This window comes from Niallia sp. FSL R7-0271, assembly GCF_038005785.1.
Classification (GTDB): domain Bacteria; phylum Bacillota; class Bacilli; order Bacillales; family Cytobacillaceae; genus Niallia.
In genome coordinates this window covers 3,770,946-3,789,609 of record NZ_JBBOTZ010000001.1, presented here as the reverse complement: position 1 = coordinate 3,789,609, position 18,664 = coordinate 3,770,946, and the positions used below count along the sequence as shown (strand labels likewise).

Genomic DNA, 18,664 nt, shown 5'->3' with positions numbered 1-18,664 from the left:
ATTGATGTAATTCCATTTTTTTATAAAAGAAACGGAGGTTTTAAGATGAGCTTTAAAGATAAGGCGGCAGATGTATTAGGCAATGTCGCCTACAAAATCACCAATCAGAAATATATTATGGCAATCAAAAAAGCATTTGTTACGTTAATGCCAGTCATTATCACAGGAGCTTTTGCTGTGCTTGTAGCAAATATGATTCTCGGAACAGAAAGCGGCTTGGCGCATTTTGAAATGTTTGCCTTCCTCGCAGACTATAAGCCGATTATGACAGCCATTCAATATGCTACGCTTAACTTCCTGACAATCGGAGCTGTCTTTTTAATTGGGATTGAGCTGGGACGGATAAATGGTCATAAATCACTGTTTCCAGGGATTCTCGCTCTTATGTCTTATATTTCAGTTGTGCCGACAACGATAGAACTGCTTGTAAATGAACAAAACCAGCTAGTCACAGATGTATTGGCAAGGCAATTCTCCGATCCGAAAAGCTTATTCTTAGGAATGATTATTGCTATTGTTTCTGTTGAGATCTACAGCAAGCTTGCGAATGTAGAGAAATTGAAAATCAAGATGCCAGACAGTGTACCTTACAATGTAGCCACCTCTTTTTCAGCATTGATTCCATCGATCTTGACGGTGACAATTGTCGCAACATTCGGATTCATCTTCTATAAAGTAACTGGCATATATTTATATGAAGCCATCTACAATGTTGTACAGAGACCGCTTGAAAGTGTTATGCAGGGCTTACCGGGAATTTTGATTCTTATGTTTGTCGCGCAGTTCTTCTGGGTGATTGGAATTCATGGTAACCAAATGATTAAGCCGATTCGGGAGCCGCTCTTGCTTGCGTCCATAACAGTCAATATGACTGCCTTCCAAGAAGGAAAGGAAATTCCAAATATTATTACAATGCCATTCTGGGATGTATATATGAGCATTGGTGGTTCAGGAGTAACAATTGGTCTCTTAATAGCAATCTTTATTGTTTCAAAAAGAGAAGAAATGCGAAGTATTGCTAAATTGTCTTTCGGTCCAGGGATTTTTAATATTAACGAACCTGTTATCTTCGGACTTCCGGTCATGCTCAATCCAATTATGGCGATTCCATTCGTTATCACACCATTAGTAACAGGAACAATCGGGTATATCGCAACTGCAACAGGCTTTGCAGGGAAAGCAGTCGTTATGGTTCCTTGGACGACACCGCCGATTATTAATGCTTGGCTGTCTACTGCCGGCAGTATGGGAGCAGTCATCACACAGCTGATATGTATTGCTGCTTCTATATTCATCTACCTGCCGTTCGTCTTAATGGCTAATAAAGTGTCCCAGCAAACTGGAGAAGAAAGTGATGATACAAGGAAGGTGATTTAAAGATGAAGATGTCTTTCAGATGGTATGGAAAACAAGACTCTATTCCCCTTGAATATATTAAGCAAATCCCTAACATGAATGGGATAGTCAGCGCTGTTTATGATGTTCCTCCAGGTGAAGCTTGGCCGGAGGAAAGCATTCAGGAGCTCTATAGAGAGATAAGCGCAGCAGGACTAGATTTCAAGGTAGTGGAAAGCGTGCCTGTTCATGAAGATATTAAATTAGGTCTTCTAAACAGAGATACGTATATTGATAATTATATCCTCACAATGGAGAGGTTGGCAAAAATCGGTATTGAAGTGATCTGTTATAACTTTATGCCTGTCTTCGACTGGACGAGAACACAGCTTGATAAGGAGCTGGAGGATGGGTCTACTGCATTAGTTTATTATCAAGAACAGCTAAAGAGGATGGATCCTGTGCACAACGATCTGTCCCTCCCAGGCTGGGATACTTCTTATACGAGAGAAGAACTGCAAGAGTTAATCAGGCAATATCAGGAGTTGGGAGAAGAAGGCTTGTGGAATAATCTGGAGTACTTTTTAGCTAGAGTGATTCCGGCAGCAGAGAAGCATGGAATCAAGATGGCCATCCATCCAGATGATCCGCCGTGGAGTATATTTGGACTGCCCCGCATTATTACAAATGAACATAATCTTGATCGCTTTTTAAACTTATATGAAAGTGAAGCAAATGGAATCACTTTATGCTCAGGCTCGTTAGGTTGTACAAAAGATAATGACATCGTTAAGCTGGCAGCAAAATATACGCAGCTTAACCGAGTTCCTTTTGTTCATTTGCGCAATATTAAGATACTTGCAAACGGTGATTTTGAGGAATCAGCACATTTCTCAACATGCGGAAGTCTCGATATGGCTGCTATTATGAAGGCGCTCCATGACAATGGCTTTACAGGTTATGTAAGACCTGATCACGGCCGGATGATTTGGGGGGAAACCGGAAAACCTGGCTACGGACTTTATGACAGGGCTTTAGGAAGTATGTATCTTTCAGGCATATGGGAAACGCTTGAAAAATCGGGAGGTAAATAATGTCGGATAAATTAATGGTGAAAATACCTGATGATTTTATCATCGGTGCTGCAGCATCTGCCTGGCAGACAGAGGGCTGGTCAGGAAAAAAGGAATCTCAAGACTCGTATTTAGATCTTTGGTACAAAAATAACAAGAACGTCTGGCATAACGGGTACGGACCAGGAGTAGCAACTGATTTTTATAACAGATACAAGGAAGACATCGGGATAATGGCAGAAATCGGGCTAACCCATTATCGCACCTCCATTAATTGGTCCCGCTTCTTACTAGATTATGAGGAAGCAATAGTGGATGAAGAGTATGCAGCCTATATCGATAAGGTGATTGATGAGCTCTTAGAAAAACAAGTGGAGCCGATGATATGCTTGGAGCATTATGAAGTGCCTGCCTACTTGTTTGAGAAATATGGAGGCTGGGACTCCATGCATGTGGTCGATCTTTTTGTAAAGTATGCTGATAAAGTGCTGGACCGTTATGGACATAAGGTGAAGCACTGGTTCACCTTCAATGAGCCGATTGTTGTTCAGACAAGGGTTTACTTAGATGCCATTCGTTATCCTTTTGAGCAGAATACAAAAAAATGGATGCAGTGGAACTTTCATAAGGCTTTGGCAACAGCTAAAGTAGTGGAGCTTTTTAAACAGAAAGGGCTCAAGGAAAAGACTGGAGCGAAGATGGGGGTTATTTTAAACCCAGAAGTGACATATGCGCGCTCATCTGCTCCACATGACCAAGAAGCAGCTAACATCTATGATTTGTTCTTTAACCGAATATTTTTGGACCCTTCCATTAAAGGCGAATATCCGCAAGAGCTTTTTGACTTGATGGCCAGACATAGCATCGCCTTTGAGTATACACAGGCAGACTTAGAAACTATCAAGCAGAACACAGTTGATTATGTAGGCATTAATTTGTATTACCCTCATCGTGTTAAGGCAAGAACGACAGCTTGGAATGAAAGCACGCCATTTCATCCTTCTTATTATTATGAGATGTTTGATATGCCTGGCAAGAAGATGAATCCTTTCCGCGGTTGGGAGATCTATCCGAAAATTATGTACGATATGGCTATGAGGATGAAAGAGGAGTATGGCAACATAGAATGGTTTATCGCTGAAAATGGCATGGGTGTTGAGCAGGAGTGGCGCTATAAGAATGACGAAGGCAGTATTCAAGACGACTACAGAATTGAATTTATTGCCGAGCATATGAAATGGCTGTTGAAGGCGGTGGACGAAGGCTCTAATTGCAAAGGGTATATGCTTTGGGCGTTTACTGATAATGTTTCACCGATGAATGCCTTCAAAAACCGCTATGGATTAGTAGAAATTAATCTGGATGATAACAGGAACAGACAGATGAAAAAGTCTGCTAGATGGTATCAATCCATTATAGCCAATCGGACTTTAGAAGCCGCAGATGATGATTTGGTGAAATAAAATAGAAGGGCAGGAATTTAATATGAAGAAAATTATCTTAGCATGTGCAGCAGGCATGTCCACTTCCATTGTTGTCTCTAAAATGAAAGCAGCAATTCAAGCAAGAGGAGAGGACATCGATGTTTATGCCATACCAGAGGGAGCTATTGAGGATGAATTAGCCACTTCAAGTGAGGGGATTATTGCTATTCTCCTTGGACCACAAGTACGCTTTATGAAACAGGCGGCAGTCAATACTGCCAAGCCGTATGGAATACCAGTTGATGTTATTGATGTCAGACTGTATGGAACAGCAGACGGGGAAAAGATTCTCGATCATGCATTGCAATTAAACCAAAAATAAAGCTGTCGGAGGGAAAAAATGAAGTTACTAGAGGAAATGCAGGCGGCGGCTTTTCAAATTATAACGTATTCAGGTGAGGCACGGAGCAGCTATGTGGAGGCAATCCGCACTGCGAGGGAGGGGAAAATAGACGAAGCGAAAGAGATTATTAAGGCAGGGGAACGCTCCTACAACAAGATACATAAAGTTCATGCCTCCTTTGTTCAAAGAGAAGCAAGTGGGGAGGAGCTGCCTTTTTCGTTAATCTTGATGCATGCGGAGGATCAAATGCTGACAACAGAAACCTTGAAGATTATGGCCTGTGAAATGGTGGAAATGTGTGCTGTTTTTTTGAAAGACAGCAGGCAAAATACGTGACCTAACAAAAAACACGAGATATGCTCGTGTTTTTTTGTTAGGAGATTTTCTTGCCAGCAACTTTTATCAATGAAGGCTTCTGATAAACCGTTCGAATCGCTTGGCCATAAGTGGCAGCGAGTATTTGCTGGAAAAGCATGCCGATGACAACAGGCACAGCTGTTTGGGGCGGGAAAAAGCTGACCGCAATAACAGCACCAGCGCTGATGTTCCTCATTCCTCCTGTATAAATCATCGCAATCGTCTCATCCTTATGACGCTTTGTGAGAACACCAAGCATCCATGAAAAAAAGTATCCAGATAACGCCACAAAAAACATCGTTAGAGCAATGTAGATGAATTTCATGTCAATATTGCGGAGATAAGGAGCAACAACGGAGCTGTTTATTGCTACAACAGCTGCCAAACCAAGCTTTGAAAAAGGAGCAAGTGTCTTATTCCAAGTTAACGCTTTTTCCTTGGAATAAAACTGGTTAACAGCCATCCCTGCGATGGATGGAAGTACAATCATTCCAAGAAGTCCCCTCATCATGCCCCAAATATCTAACTGAACCGATTCTCCGACAAAAATGCTCATGCTCAATGGCACTAAGAATGGAGACAGCAAGGTGTCTGCCAAAATAATTGCTAACGTGAGGGGGACATTTCCTTTATAGATGGAAACCCATATAACGCTCGTAATACCTGTTGGAATTACTGTGGCAAGTATAAGGCCGGTAATGGTGTACGGGTCATTATGAAAGAATAGGTGACCAATTGCAAACGCCCAAATGGGGGTGATAATATGCAGGGCGCCCAATGTCAGTAATAAGGATAATGGATGAGTGACAGTATGCTTCATTGATTTAAAGTTGGAGTTAAGGCTCCCTGTGAATGTCATGGCAGCAAAAATCCATGGAACGAGAAAGGATAAATGATGCAAAAAAGAGGCTAAAAGCACCCCTATTACCACACTAACTGGTGTAAGCAAAGGCATCCATTTACTAAGAAAAGCATTCATGCTTTGAAGCATATAACAGGACTCCAATCAAAGTTAATATATAAGTAGCATTAAGCGCGTCTTTCAATTTCATCTGATTCAAGTATATGCACACCGCTTTTGTTTTCTGCAGCAAGCTTGCTCATTGCAGCTGCAACAGTTTGCGCTTTAATGCCCCGATACTTCCTCAAACGGCCAACGAACATAAAGTGCAGAGGCGGCAGCAAGTAAGAGCTCAGCTTTTCTCCAAGACGAAACTCACCTCTTGCACCAAGGAGAAGGGAAGGTCTTACAATTGTCAGAGATGGAAAACCGATTTCTTGAAGATGCTCTTCGAATTCTCCCTTGAGTCTGCTATAGAATATTTTAGAGCTTGAATCAGCTCCAATTGCACTGATTGCAAGCAGCTGTTTTGCTCCCATCCCAAATGCGAGCTTAGCAATTTCCACAGGATATTCCAAATCAATTTTTGTCATTTCTGCCTGGCTACCTGCCTTTTTTATTGTTGTTCCTATACAGCAAAAAACATCATCAACTGCAAACTCTTGTTTGTATGCGGACAGCTTGCTGAAATCTGCGACTACTTCCTTTATTAAAGGATGATCAAAGCTTTTCCTTCTTGTCAGTACGGTTATTGTGCTGTACTTGTTCTCTCTTGCAAGCAGCTGTACAAGCTCCCTTCCGACAAGCCCTGTTGCGCCGATCACTAAAGCATTTTTTTCCATTTCGACGTTCCTCTCTAATAAATATTTACATATAGTATAGCAAATAAATGCAGTCAGCTTGTTGTCAGTCTTGTGATAAATAAAATGCCCATTGATTTTTGCGCACATAATGATATCGCCTAGAATAATTATACATTAAGGCCAGGAGTTGGATGAAAAGTGTTTTAAGACAGGAGGTTTAAAAGTGTATAAGTTAGAGGTTAAAAACAGCAGCAAGATTTTCAGGAAGGACAGTAAAGACTTCTATGCTTTAAAAGATGCAAGCTTGCAAGTTCCAGAAGGAAGATTTGTCAGCATCATAGGTCCAAGCGGCTGTGGAAAATCAACTCTATTTAATATCATTGCTGGGTTAATCAAACCTTCCACAGGGGAGGTGCTGCTTGACGGTAAAGATATTGTCGGCAAGAACGGCTATGTAGGCTATATGCTGCAGAAGGATTTGCTGCTGCCTTGGAGGTCGATCATGCATAATGTCATTTTAGGATTGGAGATAAAAGGTGTTTCTAAAAAAGAAGCAATCAGCCAGGCGGCTCCCCTATTAGAAAAGTACGGATTAGGCGGTTTCGAAAATCACTTTCCCGATGAACTCTCCGGGGGAATGAGACAAAGAGCGGCTTTGCTCAGGACACTGCTGTATGACCAGGACATCATTTTATTAGATGAACCGTTTGGTGCTCTTGATGCGCAAACAAGACTATTAATGCAGGAATGGCTTTTGCAAATATGGACGGATTTTAAAAAGACCATTCTTTTCATTACACATGACATTGATGAAGCGATTTTCCTGTCTGATGATATTTATATCATGTCTTCTAGACCAGGAACAATTAAGGAGAAGGTCACTGTCCCTCTAGCAAGACCGAGAAGTGCCCAAACCTTATTAAGCACTGAATTTATTGATTTAAAAGAGCATGTACTGCAAACGCTGAAAACAGAAAAATAAAGGAAAGGAGGAGTCTTCGTTGGCGCAGCAGAATCAAAATCCCCTTCCGTATATAGAAGATGAAGAGAAAGCAGCAAAAAGAAGATCACGCATTACCTTATACGGACAATGGGCTTTAGGAGTTTTACTGATTGTGTTTTGGGAACTGTTTGCTAGATGGCAGATTATTGACTCTTATTATTGGAGCAGTCCGTCAACTATATGGAGTACGGCATATACAGCATTTACAGAAGGAACATTGCTCGATGATTTAATTTATACAAGCGGATCGACTGTACTCGGCTTTATTCTTGGAACCTTTATTGGTGCACTGCTTGGTTTATCCTTTTGGTGGTCCTACTATTACTCGCGCATTTCAGAGCCATATTTAATTGCATTTAACGCGGTTCCAAAGCTTGCTCTTGCACCAGTGCTAGTTATTCTCTTTGGGATTGGCTTCAGCTCTAAAGTGGTGCTTGCCTTCATGATGACGGTTATCGTCACAGCACTAGCTGCATACAGCGGTGTGAAAGCAGTTGATAAGGATTTAGAGAAGCTCATGTATTCGCTTGGCGCAAAGCGCTGGCACGTATTCACAAAGGTTGTTATTCCAACAAGCATGCCATGGATTGTGAGCTCATTAAAAATAAATATTGCCCTTGCCTTGGCAGGAACAATTGTCGGAGAATTTATCAGCTCCAGACAAGGAATTGGCAGAATGATTCTTTATGCAGGACAAATTATGAATATCAATCTCGTCTGGGTAGGAGTTGTTGTCTTGTCCTTACTGTCGATTCTAATGTATTTCGCGACGGTCTGGGTGGAGAAAATACTGTTAAAGGGCAGGAATGCTCCGTAATAATTGGAGCCAGGAGGTAAGATTCATGAATATAGACAATGCTGCCTCCCATATATTTTACCGATGACCATCCTTTATTAGAACAATTATCAGCAACTTTAATAAGATGTGTTTTCCCGGGAGATGGCTAATCGCAACTTAGAAAAAAGGGGGATTTATGGTGCGGAAAGGCAAACTGCTGCTGATTGCTTTATTAGGCCTTATGATGCTGCTTGCAGGCTGTGCTTCAAAAGATTCTGGTGGCGGGACAGAGGAAGGCTTGAAGAAGATTGTCATAGCCGAACCTGTTCATTTAATTGGTTATCTGCCTCTTTATTTAGCCATACAGGAGGGGTATTTTGAGGAAGAGGGACTGGAAGTGGAAGTCATTACTGCTACAGGAGGAGCCCACGTCACATCCCTTGTGAGTGGAGATGCTTGGGGCAATATTGCCGGACCTGATTCAAACCAAATGGCTAATCCAGGCAGCTCTGATCCGATTCAAGGAGTCGTGAATGTCGTCAATCGAGCTAATGTGTATTTAATGGGCAGCTCTGATGAACCAATAGACAGTACAAATGAAGCGGAACTGGCAAGTTATTTGGAAGGAAAAACAATTGCCGCCGGCCGGTATGGCGGCAGCCCAAATCTTTTGACAAGATGGCTGCTGCTCGAGCTTGGTTTAGACCCGGATAAAGATGTGAAGCTTGAGGAGCCTGCTGATGCAAGCGCAGTTGTCTCCCTTGTTGAATCTGGGCAGGCCGATATTGCCAATGGCGGAGAACCGCAAATAACAGAAGGCATTAATAAAGGAGTCTGGAATGAACCGTTCTATAGCTTTCCTAGTTTAGGAGACTATCCTTATTCTGTAATCAGTGTCAAAAAATCAACGATTGAGAATGAGCCGGAAGTGGTCGAAAGCTTTGTCAAAGCAATGCTTAAAGGACTGAAGACGGTTGATGAAGACCATGATTTGGCTATGGAAGCTTTGAAAAAAGAATTTCCGACTACATCTGACGAAAGCTTAAAGGCTTCTCTTGACCGGGCCTATGCAGATCAGCTATGGAGCAAGGATGGCTTCATTTCTGAAGAAGCATTGGCAAAGCCGATGGATGTTGTGGAGAAAACCGGTGTATATAAAGAAGGCTATAAATACGAAGAGCTAATTGATATGCAATTTGTGGAGAAGTTGTCAAAGTAGTATTAATAAGCAAAGCCAGGTCTGTAATGGGCCTGGCTTATTATGTGAGTAAGTTACCAAATAAAAGCGCTTTCATTCCAGTGGGTTTTATGCCAAAATATATAAAGTAGATGATTAAAAAATAAATGAGAGCAAAGGGGAACTAGCATGATTAAATTGCTTGTAAATGCGGATGATTTCGGTTTTTCCAGAGGTGTTAACTACGGGATTCTTGATACTCACTTAAACGGGATTGTCAATTCCGCAACAATGATGATGAATGCAGCAGGAACGGAGCACGCCCTTGAAATTGCTAAAGCTACACCTTCTTTAAAGGTGGGAGTCCATCTTGTCCTCACATTGGGAAAACCGCTGACTAGTGCTTCAAGCCTTATTGGTGATGATGGTTTTTTTAAGAAGCAAAAGGAGGTATATGAGCATCCAGAGGAAATTTCACATGAGGACTTGGAGCGGGAATGGACGGCGCAAATAGAAAGGTTTTTGGCTGCAGACCTGAAACCGTCGCATTTTGACAGCCATCATCATGTCCATGGTATCAAAGAGTTTTATCCTGTTATTAAAAGGCTGTCAGAAAAATATGATGTTCCAGTCCGGATTGCTGGTCCCCATTTTACAGATATAAAAACAGTTACAGATATTTTAATTGCTGATTTTTACGGTGAGGGAGTTACAGAGGATTATTTTGAAAAGCTCCAAGATAGAGTGGAAGATGGCAAAACGGTGGAAGTGATGACACATCCTGCCTATTTAGACTCTAGACTGAAAAACGGCAGCTCCTATTATGAGGAAAGACAGGAGGAGACGAGGATTCTGTCTGAAGTAAAATTGCCAGAAAATATGGAGTTGCTTTGAGATAGTATACAGAAAATGAGCCAGGATCTCGGCTCATTTTTTCATGCAGCAGGCTCCAGTTGGTACGCTCGATTTGAAGCTAACTATAATTATATTGTTGTTGTACATAACCTAATCCATATAGAATAGTAGAAAAGCTAAATAACCATTCCAAAGGAAGAAGGGAGCAAATCAATGCCTAATCAGCCAATAAATCCTTTCCGGCGGGAGATGTACGATTCTCTTGAAAGTTTTGTAGACCATGTCAGTGAATTGCTCGGATGCTCGATAACGCTTGAAGATACACATCATCGTGTGCTTGTATACAGCAGTCATGGGGAGGAAACCGATCCTGTCAGAATTTCTACCATTATAAGCAGACGGGTTCCTGAGAAAGTAATAAACCGCTTATGGAAAGACGGAGTTATCCCAAGTCTCCTCCAAAGCAAAAAGCCAATCAGAATCGAAGGAAAAAAAGAGATTGGTCTTGGAAGCAGAGTGGCTGTTTCTATATGGCGAGGGGATGAAGTCATTGGGTATATTTGGGCTATTGAATGGGATCAGCCTCTTACAGACAGTCAAATGGAAATATTACAAAACGCTGCTGCCGTCGCGAAGCATCTGTTATCGCGGTTTGGGAAAAGCAAAAGACCGTCAACCCATGATGATCAGGAATTCTTTTGGAAGCTTCTTACTGGTCATGTGAGCGACCATGAGGCTAATCAAAAGCTGTTAGAGCTAAATTACACAAGCAATAAATTTACGATTATGGTTTTTAACTTTAAAGAAATTATCAGCAAGGATATGGAAAAGCAAATCATATATTTGCTTAAAGTAATGGATGATATCAAAATCATTCTCTATACGATGGATGATCATGAGCTGATTTTGCTAGCAAGCACAGTAGACAGACAAATCAGCCCTGCTGCAGTATTTAAGCAGTTCATTGAAAATTTCCCCAAAAGCTTAGCGGAAAAATTTCATATAGAAGGCGTGTACGGCGGATATGGCAGCATATATTCTGAATGGAACCATGTAAAGAAATGCTTTAAGGAAGCGAAAAAAGTCGTGGAGGTTAAGGAGAAGTTCCCAGAAGAGGCAGAGTCTTTTTCTGCTTATCAGGAATTAGGAATTTATCAATTTATGGACGTCCTGTTGGAAAAACGAGTTCAGGATGGGTTCGACAATATAGCGATTAAAAGATTAAGAGAATATGATAAGAGTCATAATACAGAGCTTTTAGTTACCTTGGAAGCCTTTTTGGATGAGAGTGAAAGCATGCAAAAAACAGCAGCACGGCTTCATATACATACTAATACATTAACCTATCGATTAAAGCGGATTACTGAAATAATGGAAGTTGACCTGTCCGTCCCTTCTCAAAAATTCATGCTGTATCTCGATTTGAAGCTGCTGCGCTGGCGACAGAATTAAACCCTTGTTTTTGAGTTTTGTGAATTTTCACAAAGGCTCATCTTTACTTTTATCCTTTTTACCAAAGATTAATTTCACAATCCGTCCTATTATAATTATAAGATAACTAACAATTAAAGTAAGGAAAACTGACAAGGGGTGGATTGGATTGATTATTGGTATTCCGAAAGAGATAAAAAACAACGAAAACAGGGTTGCAATTACTCCATCTGGAGTTGCTTACTTAAAAAATAGCAATCATGAAATCTTAGTCGAGACAAATGCTGGTGCAGGCAGCGGTTTTACAGATGCTGAGTATGCAGCGGCTGGGGCGAAGATTGCTGAAAATGCAAAAGAGGTATGGAATTCTGCAGAGATGATCATGAAAGTAAAGGAACCGCTGCAATCAGAGTATGGCTACTTCCGCAAAGGGCTCATCTTGTTTACGTACCTGCACTTAGCTGCAGAAAAGGAATTGGCTGCAGCCTTGACAGAAAAGGGAGTAACAGGCATTGCTTATGAAACGATTGAAGTGAATGGCAAACTGCCGCTGCTTACACCGATGAGTGAGGTTGCAGGCAGAATGGCTGTTCAGATTGGTGCCCAGTTTCTTGAGCAGCCCCATGGCGGCAAAGGGATCCTGCTTGCAGGGGTGCCTGGTGTGAAGCGCGGTAATGTGACAATCATCGGAGGTGGTATTGTCGGAGCGAACGCTGCGAAAGTTGCAGTTGGTCTTGGGGCAAATGTAACGTTGTTGGACTTGAATCCGGAAAGATTAAGAGAATTGGATAATCAATTTGGGTCAAGCCTAAACACAGTTATGTCTAACCCGGCAAATATTGAAGCAGCTGTAGCAGAGTCCGATTTAGTAATCGGGGCTGTTCTTATCCCTGGTGCTAAAGCGCCGAAGCTTGTGACGGAAGAAATGGTTAAGAAGATGGCTCCAGGCTCTGTGATTGTCGATGTGGCAATCGATCAAGGCGGAATCTTTGAGACAGTAGACCATATTACCACACATGATAATCCGACATATGTAAAGCATGGTGTCGTTCACTATGCTGTTGCTAATATGCCAGGTGCGGTGCCGAGAACATCAACAATTGCTCTAACTAACGTCACGGTCCCATATGCGCTGCAAATTGCCAATCAAGGAGCTGTCAATGCAATCCAGAACAACTACGCAATCAAGCAAGGTGTTAATACCTTTAATGGACATATAACATATGCTCCTGTAGCGAAGGATCTTGGGCTGGAGTATGTGCCTGTTCAAGAAGTAATCAATTCCATTCCCACTACTGCAGTTTAACAATAGATTAACAGCCAGGTTTCCGTTTTACTGGAACCTGGTTTTTTTATGGAGTTTGCTTACAAGTATATAAATTTTTTCCAAATAAATGAAACTTATTAAAAGGCAAACTCGTAATAGTATATGACAGATAAGGTGGGGTACATAGGATCTTAAAAAAAGAGAGGAGTTTATCATGTCTCAATATGCATTAGAGGTAAAAAATCTCACAAAGAAAATCAGAAGCAAAACGATTGTAGATAAGGTCAGTTTTGCGGTGGAAAAGGGAGAGATTTTCGGACTGCTTGGCCCGAATGGTGCGGGAAAAACAACTATCATTAGAATGATAGTCAGCTTGATTAACAGAACAGAAGGCGAGGTTGTCATTAACGGACATAATCTAGACGCTTCCTTCGCTGAGGCGATGAGCAGCTTAGGGGCCATTGTTGAAAACCCTGAATTCTATAAATATATGAGCGGCTATAAGAATTTGCGCCATTATGCCAGAATGGCAAAAGAAGAAATTTCGGAAAGCAGAATTGCAGAAGTCGTTAAGCTTGTAGGACTGGATAATGCTATCCACCAAAAGGTAAAAACATATTCCTTAGGAATGAGACAGCGTCTTGGCGTTGCACAAGCCCTTCTGCATAATCCTGCGATTCTAATTCTGGATGAACCAACAAACGGTCTTGATCCACAAGGAATAAGAGAGTTCCGTGACTATCTTCATGAACTGGCAGCAACAGGGATATCTGTGCTCGTATCATCACATTTGCTTTCGGAAATGCAGCTCATGTGTCATCGCTTTGCAATCATTGAAAAAGGTAAGCTTATCCACATCTCCTCTATGGATGAAACAGTCGCTGAGGGAGTAGATGAGCTAAGAGAAGTGACCTTTGAAATAGATGAGGCTAATAATGCACTAGAACTGCTGAAAAGCAGCGCAGTAGCTTTTGAGGAGGTTTCGCTTAAAAAGGAGCTGTTAACAGTAAAACTGTCGAGGTCTTCCATTCCGGCTGTGAACAAACTATTTGTGGAAAAGGGAATTTCTGTGTACGGAATAAATGCGGCGAAAGCGACATTAGAAGACAGATTCCTAGAAATCACGAATAAAAAAGGAGAGGAAGCAGTACGATGATTGGGTTAGTCCAGAATGAACTGATAAAGATATTTGAAAAGAAGATGAGCTGGATTTTTGCCATTATACTTATTATTGCATTAGTTGGAACTGCTGTACTTGAGTTGAAAACTAGCACACAGCAAACAGAAGATGATTGGAAGGTGCAGGTTCAAACGGAAATAGACCAGCTGGAGAAGGAAATGGAAAAAGCTCCAAGCTATGAGGATATTCCAGAAGATGATTATAAGACAAAGGCAAAGGAGGATATCCAAGCCGAAATCGACAGTTTTAATGGCAATTTAAATGACAATGTGAATCCCTATACGACAAGCTGGTCATATTTGGATTATTATGGAATTGCATTGAAGTCTCTTATTACTCTTTTTGTAGTAATTGTTTGTGCAGGGAATATATCGTCTGAGTTTTCCGATGGCACAATTAAGCAGCTGCTGATTCGTCCTCATAGAAGATGGGCAATCCTGCTGTCAAAATATATTGCGCTTCTTATTTATTCTGCGTTTTTGATTGCGGTACTAATTGGAATAGGCTATTTAGTGAGCATTGCCTTCTTTGGTATTGATGACTTTAGTGGAAAATTGTCGGTGCAAAATCCTACTACTTTTGAAATGGAAGCTGTAGCTGGTGGAGCATATTTCTTCCAAAGCCTTCTATACTATTTGCCAGGGCTTATCATGGTCCTTACGCTGGCATTTATGCTGTCTACATTGTTTAAGAACCAAGCAATTGCAGTTGGAATTGGTGTATTTGTACTATTCTTTTCTTCGACTGCAGGAGCATTAATTGTTGGTTTTTCAGAAAAGTACACATGGACAAAAGCGTTAATTTTCCCGCACTTAGATCAGACTGTATTCGTAGTGCAGGATAAAATCTTAGAAAATATCACGATGCCGATGTCATTAGGAATTCTTGGAATTTACTACCTTATCTTTATGTTTATCACATTTTTCTTTTTCCAAAAAAGAGATATCAGCATTTAATGAAAAAACCGGAGAGGGCGGCTCTCCGGTTTTTTTAGCTTTTCTTTAAAAAGTTAATAGCTTGTGTGAAACGTGCTAAGCCATCTGCAAGCTTTGATTGCGGACAGCCAGCATTCAGCCTCAAGAAGCTCCTTCCTTCAGCTCCGTAGGTATCTCCGGCCATGATAGCCACTTTACCTTCATGGATAAGGGCGTGCTGAACTTGTTTTGGGGTATATGGCATGTTTTCGATATTAATCCATGCTAAGTAAGTTGCTTCTGGAATTTGCAGCGTCGCTCCTAATTGCTGCTTTTCTAAATATGCCTGTATAAACAGCATGTTATTTTTAATATAGTCATTCAGTTGATCCACCCAACTGCCGCAAGACTGATAGGCCTCTATCGTTGCAGTCAATCCTAATATGCTTGTGGAGGAAAGGCCATCACGATTTTTTAATGTTAGCAAAAATTCATCTCTTATATGCTCACTTGGGATAATGGCATACGAACCAATAAGTCCTGGAATATTGAATGTTTTGCTGGCAGAGGTACATATGCATACATTTTCAAGCGCTGTTGCTTTGCTGATGATGGGAGTATGCTTATTAGGCTGCAGCACAATATCCATATGAATTTCATCGCTGATAATAAAAACATGATATTTCCTGCAAAGATTAATGATTTGTTCAAGCTCATTTTCTGTCCAAACTCTGCCTGTCGGGTTATGTGGGCTGCACAGCAAAAGCACTTTCGCTTTATTGTGGGCAAGCCTGTTTTCTAAGTCAGCAAAATCAATGTGATATTTCCCGTCTTTTACAACTAGTGGATTTGCAGAAATCCGCCTGTTATTATCTGTAATCATCTTAAAAAAAGCATCATATGCTGGAGTCTGTATAACAACATGATCTTCATCATCTGTTAAAACATGAATTAGTTTCGCGATTGTATAAATAACACTTGGGCTGTAAACAATCCAATCTTGTTGCGGCTCTGCAGAAAAGCGTTCTCGATACCATTTTTGAACAGCTTCTTTAAATTCCTGGTGATTCCATCTTGTGTAGCCGAAAATGCCGTGCTCCAGCCGTCTGCTTAAAGCTTTGCTTACTTCTTGCGGTGTTTGGAAGTCTGTATCAGAGATGGAGAAGGGCAATAGGTCTGCTTCTCCGAATCTGTCTTCAATATAATCCCACTGTGTACAGTACGTACCAGTTCTTTTTGTTATCCGATCAAAGGAATATGTCATAAACGGTACTACTCCATTTCTATTTCTAATGCATTTTTTAAAGATGCTACTTGTGTGCCGATAATAACCTGTAAATTATGATTATCGAGCTTTACCACGCCGAGTGCTCCGCAGTCCTTTAATTCCTTCTCATCAATTTTGCTCATATCATTGATTACAAGGCGCAGTCTAGTAATACAATTGTCGAGTGACTGAAGATTTTCTTTTCCGCCTAATGCTGACAGTATTCTTTTCGCATCATACTTGCCTTTTTTCTGATAAGTTAACTCCTCATTCCCAGTCGTCACTGCTTCATCCTCACGGCCAGGTGTTTTTAAATTGAACTTAATAATGGCATATCGGAAGATGAAATAGTAAACAGCAAACCAAACAGCGCCAACTATTAGAACGAGATACCATTTCGTATACGTTCCTTGCAGAACTCCAAAAATAATGAAGTCAAGGATACCGCCGTCTGTATTCCCGATTACGACACCAAGCAAATGCATCGTCATAAACCCTAACCCTGTTAATAGAACATGAATGCCGTAAAGGGCAGGTGCAAGAAATAGAAACAGGAACTCAATCGGTTCTGTTATACCAGTTACAAATGTAGCAATGACACCAGATATCAATAAACCTTTAATCTTGCTTCGTCTATCAGGAAGGGCTGTATGATAAATTGCCAGTGCGACTGCCGGTAATCCAAACATGAAGGTTGGCATTTTTCCTTGAGACAAAAAAGCAGTAGCGGAAGGACTGATTGGAGAGCCGCTTTGCAGCTGAGCATAGAATATGTTTAATGCTCCAGCTACTGTTTGCCCATCAACAACTTGGATGCCCCCTGCTTCTGTAAATCGAATCATGGCGACAAGAATATGATGCAGTCCGAATGGGAGCAATAAACGTTCTCCTGCTCCGAATATGAACGGACCAAATGCTCCAGATTTTTGAATTAGCTGGCCAATTCCAGTGATAGCAATGGCGAATATTGGCCAAATGATTGGAATAAGTATGCCGACAACAGCTAACGTAAGAGAGGTGATGATGGGCACAAATCTTGCTCCCCCGAAGAAGGCAAAAGCATCTGGAAGCTGAATATTATAGAAACGGCTATGCAGTAAATGGACAATTACACCGACAATAATTCCGCCGAGAACGCCCATCTCAATTGTTTGAATACCCATTACCATGCCTTGACCTGCTTCGCGAAGTTTTTCCGCTGCTGCAAGCTGGCTTGTTTCTGTTAAATAAAAATTGATAGATAAATGCATAATGACAAAGCCTACAAATCCTGAAAAAGCAGCAACTCCTTTTTCATAACGTGCCAATCCGAGTGGGATTGCAATTGCAAAGAGTACAGGCAGATAGGTGAAAGCAAAGCCTCCGATGGTAGACATAAACCTAAATATCGTTTGCAGGAAGCGGTTGTCTAAAAAAGGCAGAGCTTCAATTGTAGACGGGCTTGTGAAGGAGCTGCCGATTCCTAGCATAAGACCCATAAAGGCAAGCAGAGCTACTGGAAGCATGAATGTCTTTCCGAGCCCTTGGAAAAACTCCCAAAAGCGTGATTTTGCATTATTCATAATCACTTACTCCTTTCTAAAACATGGATGTTTGTGTCTAGAGTAACTGTCTATGACAAGAAGAACAATTGGTTTTGGGATAAATGTAAGGGTATACAATTTTTGTACAGCGGGTTTTCCATAAAAAAAGCCGCTAGGTTCACGCCCTAGAAGCCTTCTGTCCTGTTTTACCTGATTCTAATGCAGTCAGGATAATAAAATCTAATAAAATACTTAATGGAAATCTTGAACTCATATCAAGATCTCCGAGATAACAGTTTTGAATTCGGGCTTGAAAAGTAATATCTGCTAAATCCTTCAGCCGGCTGCTTTTCCTTCCGACAATAGCAATTGTTTTTACTGCTCTTTCCTTTAGAATTGCAGCATAATCAAGAATATGAGCGGTTTCTCCGCTGTATGAAACCAATATAGCTAAATCCTTATTGGACAACCCGTTAGCGACACATCTTAACTCATCCCAGTCTTCTCTTGCGTTGCAGATTATCCCTGCAAAGGTTAGTTTTCTGGCCGCATCAATGCAAGTTGGCAAGGATGCTCCGACTCCAAAGAACTCAATAAAATTACTTTCATGAATGAAGCTTGCTGCCTTATGAATATCAAGCTCATTAATATGTTCCAAAGTCCATTCCATTTCCTGTTTGACTCTGTCCATATGTGCTGTCAAAAAGCTCGGCGGATGTACAGCTTCTTTATATAATTCTTGTTCGCTATCTTTGTTTAAGCTGTATTTTAAGTCTTGAAATCCGCTGAATCCTAAGCGTTTGCATGTTCTGCTTATTGTAGCAGTTGATATGAATAAAGCTTTTGATAAATGGTCCAAGCTCGATTCAGCTACAAGCGCTGGGTTTGCAATTATATAGTCCAATACTTGTTTTTCTAATTCGCTGAGTTCGCCTTTAGATTGGGCAAGGCGCTTTAAGAGGATATTCAAATTTTTTCAGCTCCAGACTTTGTTAAGAAAGGTACTAGCTAGTCCTCTTTATTATAAGTCGAC

General features: G+C 41.0%; 18 protein-coding genes. 13 read left to right on the top strand and 5 right to left on the bottom strand.

Annotated elements, in window-relative coordinates:
• The first annotated feature begins 45 nt into the window (after positions 1-45).
• From MKX82_RS19345 to MKX82_RS19325, 5 genes are read left to right on the top strand one after another with little or no spacing between them, the layout of a single operon-like run.
• The gene (locus MKX82_RS19345; protein ID WP_233316020.1) at positions 46-1,377 is read left to right on the top strand and encodes a PTS sugar transporter subunit IIC; all 1,332 of its coding nucleotides are present in this window, start codon (positions 46-48) and stop codon (positions 1,375-1,377) included.
• A gap of 2 nt (positions 1,378-1,379) precedes the next feature.
• Positions 1,380-2,429, top strand: coding sequence for a mannonate dehydratase (gene uxuA / locus MKX82_RS19340; RefSeq protein ID WP_341079199.1), 1,050 nt, complete (start codon positions 1,380-1,382; stop codon positions 2,427-2,429).
• Positions 2,429-3,871: a glycoside hydrolase family 1 protein gene (locus MKX82_RS19335; RefSeq protein WP_341079197.1), complete on the top strand. Its 1,443-nt coding sequence runs from the start codon at positions 2,429-2,431 to the stop codon at positions 3,869-3,871. The genes uxuA and MKX82_RS19335 overlap by 1 nt, the downstream gene beginning before the upstream one ends.
• A gap of 22 nt (positions 3,872-3,893) precedes the next feature.
• Positions 3,894-4,214 (top strand): PTS sugar transporter subunit IIB, encoded by a 321-nt coding sequence (locus tag MKX82_RS19330; RefSeq protein ID WP_237942099.1) that lies wholly within the window; start codon positions 3,894-3,896, stop codon positions 4,212-4,214.
• 18 nt (positions 4,215-4,232) lie between these two features.
• Positions 4,233-4,571 (top strand): PTS lactose/cellobiose transporter subunit IIA, encoded by a 339-nt coding sequence (locus tag MKX82_RS19325; RefSeq protein WP_233316016.1) that lies wholly within the window; start codon positions 4,233-4,235, stop codon positions 4,569-4,571.
• A 37-nt stretch (positions 4,572-4,608) separates the two neighbouring features.
• Here MKX82_RS19325 and MKX82_RS19320 read toward each other — a convergent pair whose 3' ends face one another.
• Positions 4,609-5,583: a bile acid:sodium symporter family protein gene (locus tag MKX82_RS19320; protein ID WP_233316015.1), complete on the bottom strand. Its 975-nt coding sequence runs from the start codon at positions 5,581-5,583 to the stop codon at positions 4,609-4,611.
• Between the two features lie 38 nt (positions 5,584-5,621).
• The gene (locus MKX82_RS19315; protein ID WP_237942098.1) at positions 5,622-6,275 is read right to left on the bottom strand and encodes an oxidoreductase; all 654 of its coding nucleotides are present in this window, start codon (positions 6,273-6,275) and stop codon (positions 5,622-5,624) included.
• A 184-nt stretch (positions 6,276-6,459) separates the two neighbouring features.
• On the opposite strand from MKX82_RS19315, the gene MKX82_RS19310 reads away from it, so the two are divergent.
• The 8 genes from MKX82_RS19310 to MKX82_RS19275 all read left to right on the top strand — a co-directional run bounded on the left by MKX82_RS19310 (position 6,460) and on the right by MKX82_RS19275 (position 14,883).
• Positions 6,460-7,218 (top strand): ABC transporter ATP-binding protein, encoded by a 759-nt coding sequence (locus MKX82_RS19310; RefSeq protein WP_233316012.1) that lies wholly within the window; start codon positions 6,460-6,462, stop codon positions 7,216-7,218.
• A gap of 19 nt (positions 7,219-7,237) precedes the next feature.
• The gene (locus MKX82_RS19305) at positions 7,238-8,056 is read left to right on the top strand and encodes an ABC transporter permease (RefSeq protein WP_233316011.1); all 819 of its coding nucleotides are present in this window, start codon (positions 7,238-7,240) and stop codon (positions 8,054-8,056) included.
• A gap of 157 nt (positions 8,057-8,213) precedes the next feature.
• Positions 8,214-9,236: an ABC transporter substrate-binding protein gene (locus tag MKX82_RS19300; RefSeq protein WP_233316010.1), complete on the top strand. Its 1,023-nt coding sequence runs from the start codon at positions 8,214-8,216 to the stop codon at positions 9,234-9,236.
• A gap of 147 nt (positions 9,237-9,383) precedes the next feature.
• Positions 9,384-10,088, top strand: a complete 705-nt coding sequence (gene chbG / locus MKX82_RS19295) for a chitin disaccharide deacetylase (protein WP_251646877.1) — start codon at positions 9,384-9,386, stop codon at positions 10,086-10,088.
• Positions 10,089-10,262: 174 nt separating this feature from the next.
• Positions 10,263-11,501: a helix-turn-helix domain-containing protein gene (locus MKX82_RS19290; protein WP_233316008.1), complete on the top strand. Its 1,239-nt coding sequence runs from the start codon at positions 10,263-10,265 to the stop codon at positions 11,499-11,501.
• Positions 11,502-11,649: 148 nt separating this feature from the next.
• Positions 11,650-12,786 carry an alanine dehydrogenase gene (gene ald, locus MKX82_RS19285; RefSeq protein WP_341079189.1) on the top strand — a complete coding sequence of 379 codons (1,137 nt, stop codon included), beginning with the start codon at positions 11,650-11,652 and terminating at the stop codon, positions 12,784-12,786.
• A 175-nt stretch (positions 12,787-12,961) separates the two neighbouring features.
• Positions 12,962-13,903: an ABC transporter ATP-binding protein gene (locus MKX82_RS19280; RefSeq protein WP_341079186.1), complete on the top strand. Its 942-nt coding sequence runs from the start codon at positions 12,962-12,964 to the stop codon at positions 13,901-13,903.
• Complete coding sequence (locus tag MKX82_RS19275; RefSeq protein WP_341079184.1) at positions 13,900-14,883, top strand: ABC transporter permease; 984 nt, start codon at positions 13,900-13,902, stop codon at positions 14,881-14,883. The genes MKX82_RS19280 and MKX82_RS19275 overlap by 4 nt, the downstream gene beginning before the upstream one ends.
• Positions 14,884-14,917: 34 nt before the next feature.
• Here the strand turns inward: MKX82_RS19275 and MKX82_RS19270 are convergent, their stop codons facing one another.
• From MKX82_RS19270 to MKX82_RS19260, 3 genes are all read right to left on the bottom strand, one after another.
• On the bottom strand, positions 14,918-16,105 hold the full coding sequence (locus tag MKX82_RS19270) for a MalY/PatB family protein (protein WP_233316004.1): 1,188 nt from the start codon (positions 16,103-16,105) through the stop codon (positions 14,918-14,920).
• An 8-nt stretch (positions 16,106-16,113) separates the two neighbouring features.
• Entirely contained in the window at positions 16,114-17,670 is a 1,557-nt protein-coding gene (gene malX, locus MKX82_RS19265) for a maltose/glucose-specific PTS transporter subunit IIBC (protein ID WP_233316003.1), read from the bottom strand.
• A 139-nt stretch (positions 17,671-17,809) separates the two neighbouring features.
• A complete protein-coding gene (locus MKX82_RS19260) occupies positions 17,810-18,601 on the bottom strand; it encodes a MurR/RpiR family transcriptional regulator (protein WP_237942094.1) in 792 nt (263 codons plus the stop codon).
• Positions 18,602-18,664: the final 63 nt, after the last annotated feature.

Excerpts from the sequence above, each read along its gene's own strand:
- MKX82_RS19345 (WP_233316020.1), top strand. The coding sequence starts at position 46 with ATGAGCTTTAAAGATAAGGCGGCAGATGTATTAGGCAATGTCGCCTAC.
- uxuA (WP_341079199.1), top strand. The coding sequence starts at position 1,380 with ATGAAGATGTCTTTCAGATGGTATGGAAAACAAGACTCTATTCCCCTT.
- MKX82_RS19335 (WP_341079197.1), top strand. The coding sequence starts at position 2,429 with ATGTCGGATAAATTAATGGTGAAAATACCTGATGATTTTATCATCGGT.
- MKX82_RS19330 (WP_237942099.1), top strand. The coding sequence starts at position 3,894 with ATGAAGAAAATTATCTTAGCATGTGCAGCAGGCATGTCCACTTCCATT.
- MKX82_RS19325 (WP_233316016.1), top strand. The coding sequence starts at position 4,233 with ATGAAGTTACTAGAGGAAATGCAGGCGGCGGCTTTTCAAATTATAACG.
- MKX82_RS19320 (WP_233316015.1), bottom strand. The coding sequence starts at position 5,583 with ATGCTTCAAAGCATGAATGCTTTTCTTAGTAAATGGATGCCTTTGCTT.
- MKX82_RS19315 (WP_237942098.1), bottom strand. The coding sequence starts at position 6,275 with ATGGAAAAAAATGCTTTAGTGATCGGCGCAACAGGGCTTGTCGGAAGG.
- MKX82_RS19300 (WP_233316010.1), top strand. The coding sequence starts at position 8,214 with ATGGTGCGGAAAGGCAAACTGCTGCTGATTGCTTTATTAGGCCTTATG.
- chbG (WP_251646877.1), top strand. The coding sequence starts at position 9,384 with ATGATTAAATTGCTTGTAAATGCGGATGATTTCGGTTTTTCCAGAGGT.
- MKX82_RS19290 (WP_233316008.1), top strand. The coding sequence starts at position 10,263 with ATGCCTAATCAGCCAATAAATCCTTTCCGGCGGGAGATGTACGATTCT.
- MKX82_RS19280 (WP_341079186.1), top strand. The coding sequence starts at position 12,962 with ATGTCTCAATATGCATTAGAGGTAAAAAATCTCACAAAGAAAATCAGA.
- MKX82_RS19275 (WP_341079184.1), top strand. The coding sequence starts at position 13,900 with ATGATTGGGTTAGTCCAGAATGAACTGATAAAGATATTTGAAAAGAAG.
- MKX82_RS19270 (WP_233316004.1), bottom strand. The coding sequence starts at position 16,105 with ATGACATATTCCTTTGATCGGATAACAAAAAGAACTGGTACGTACTGT.
- malX (WP_233316003.1), bottom strand. The coding sequence starts at position 17,670 with ATGAATAATGCAAAATCACGCTTTTGGGAGTTTTTCCAAGGGCTCGGA.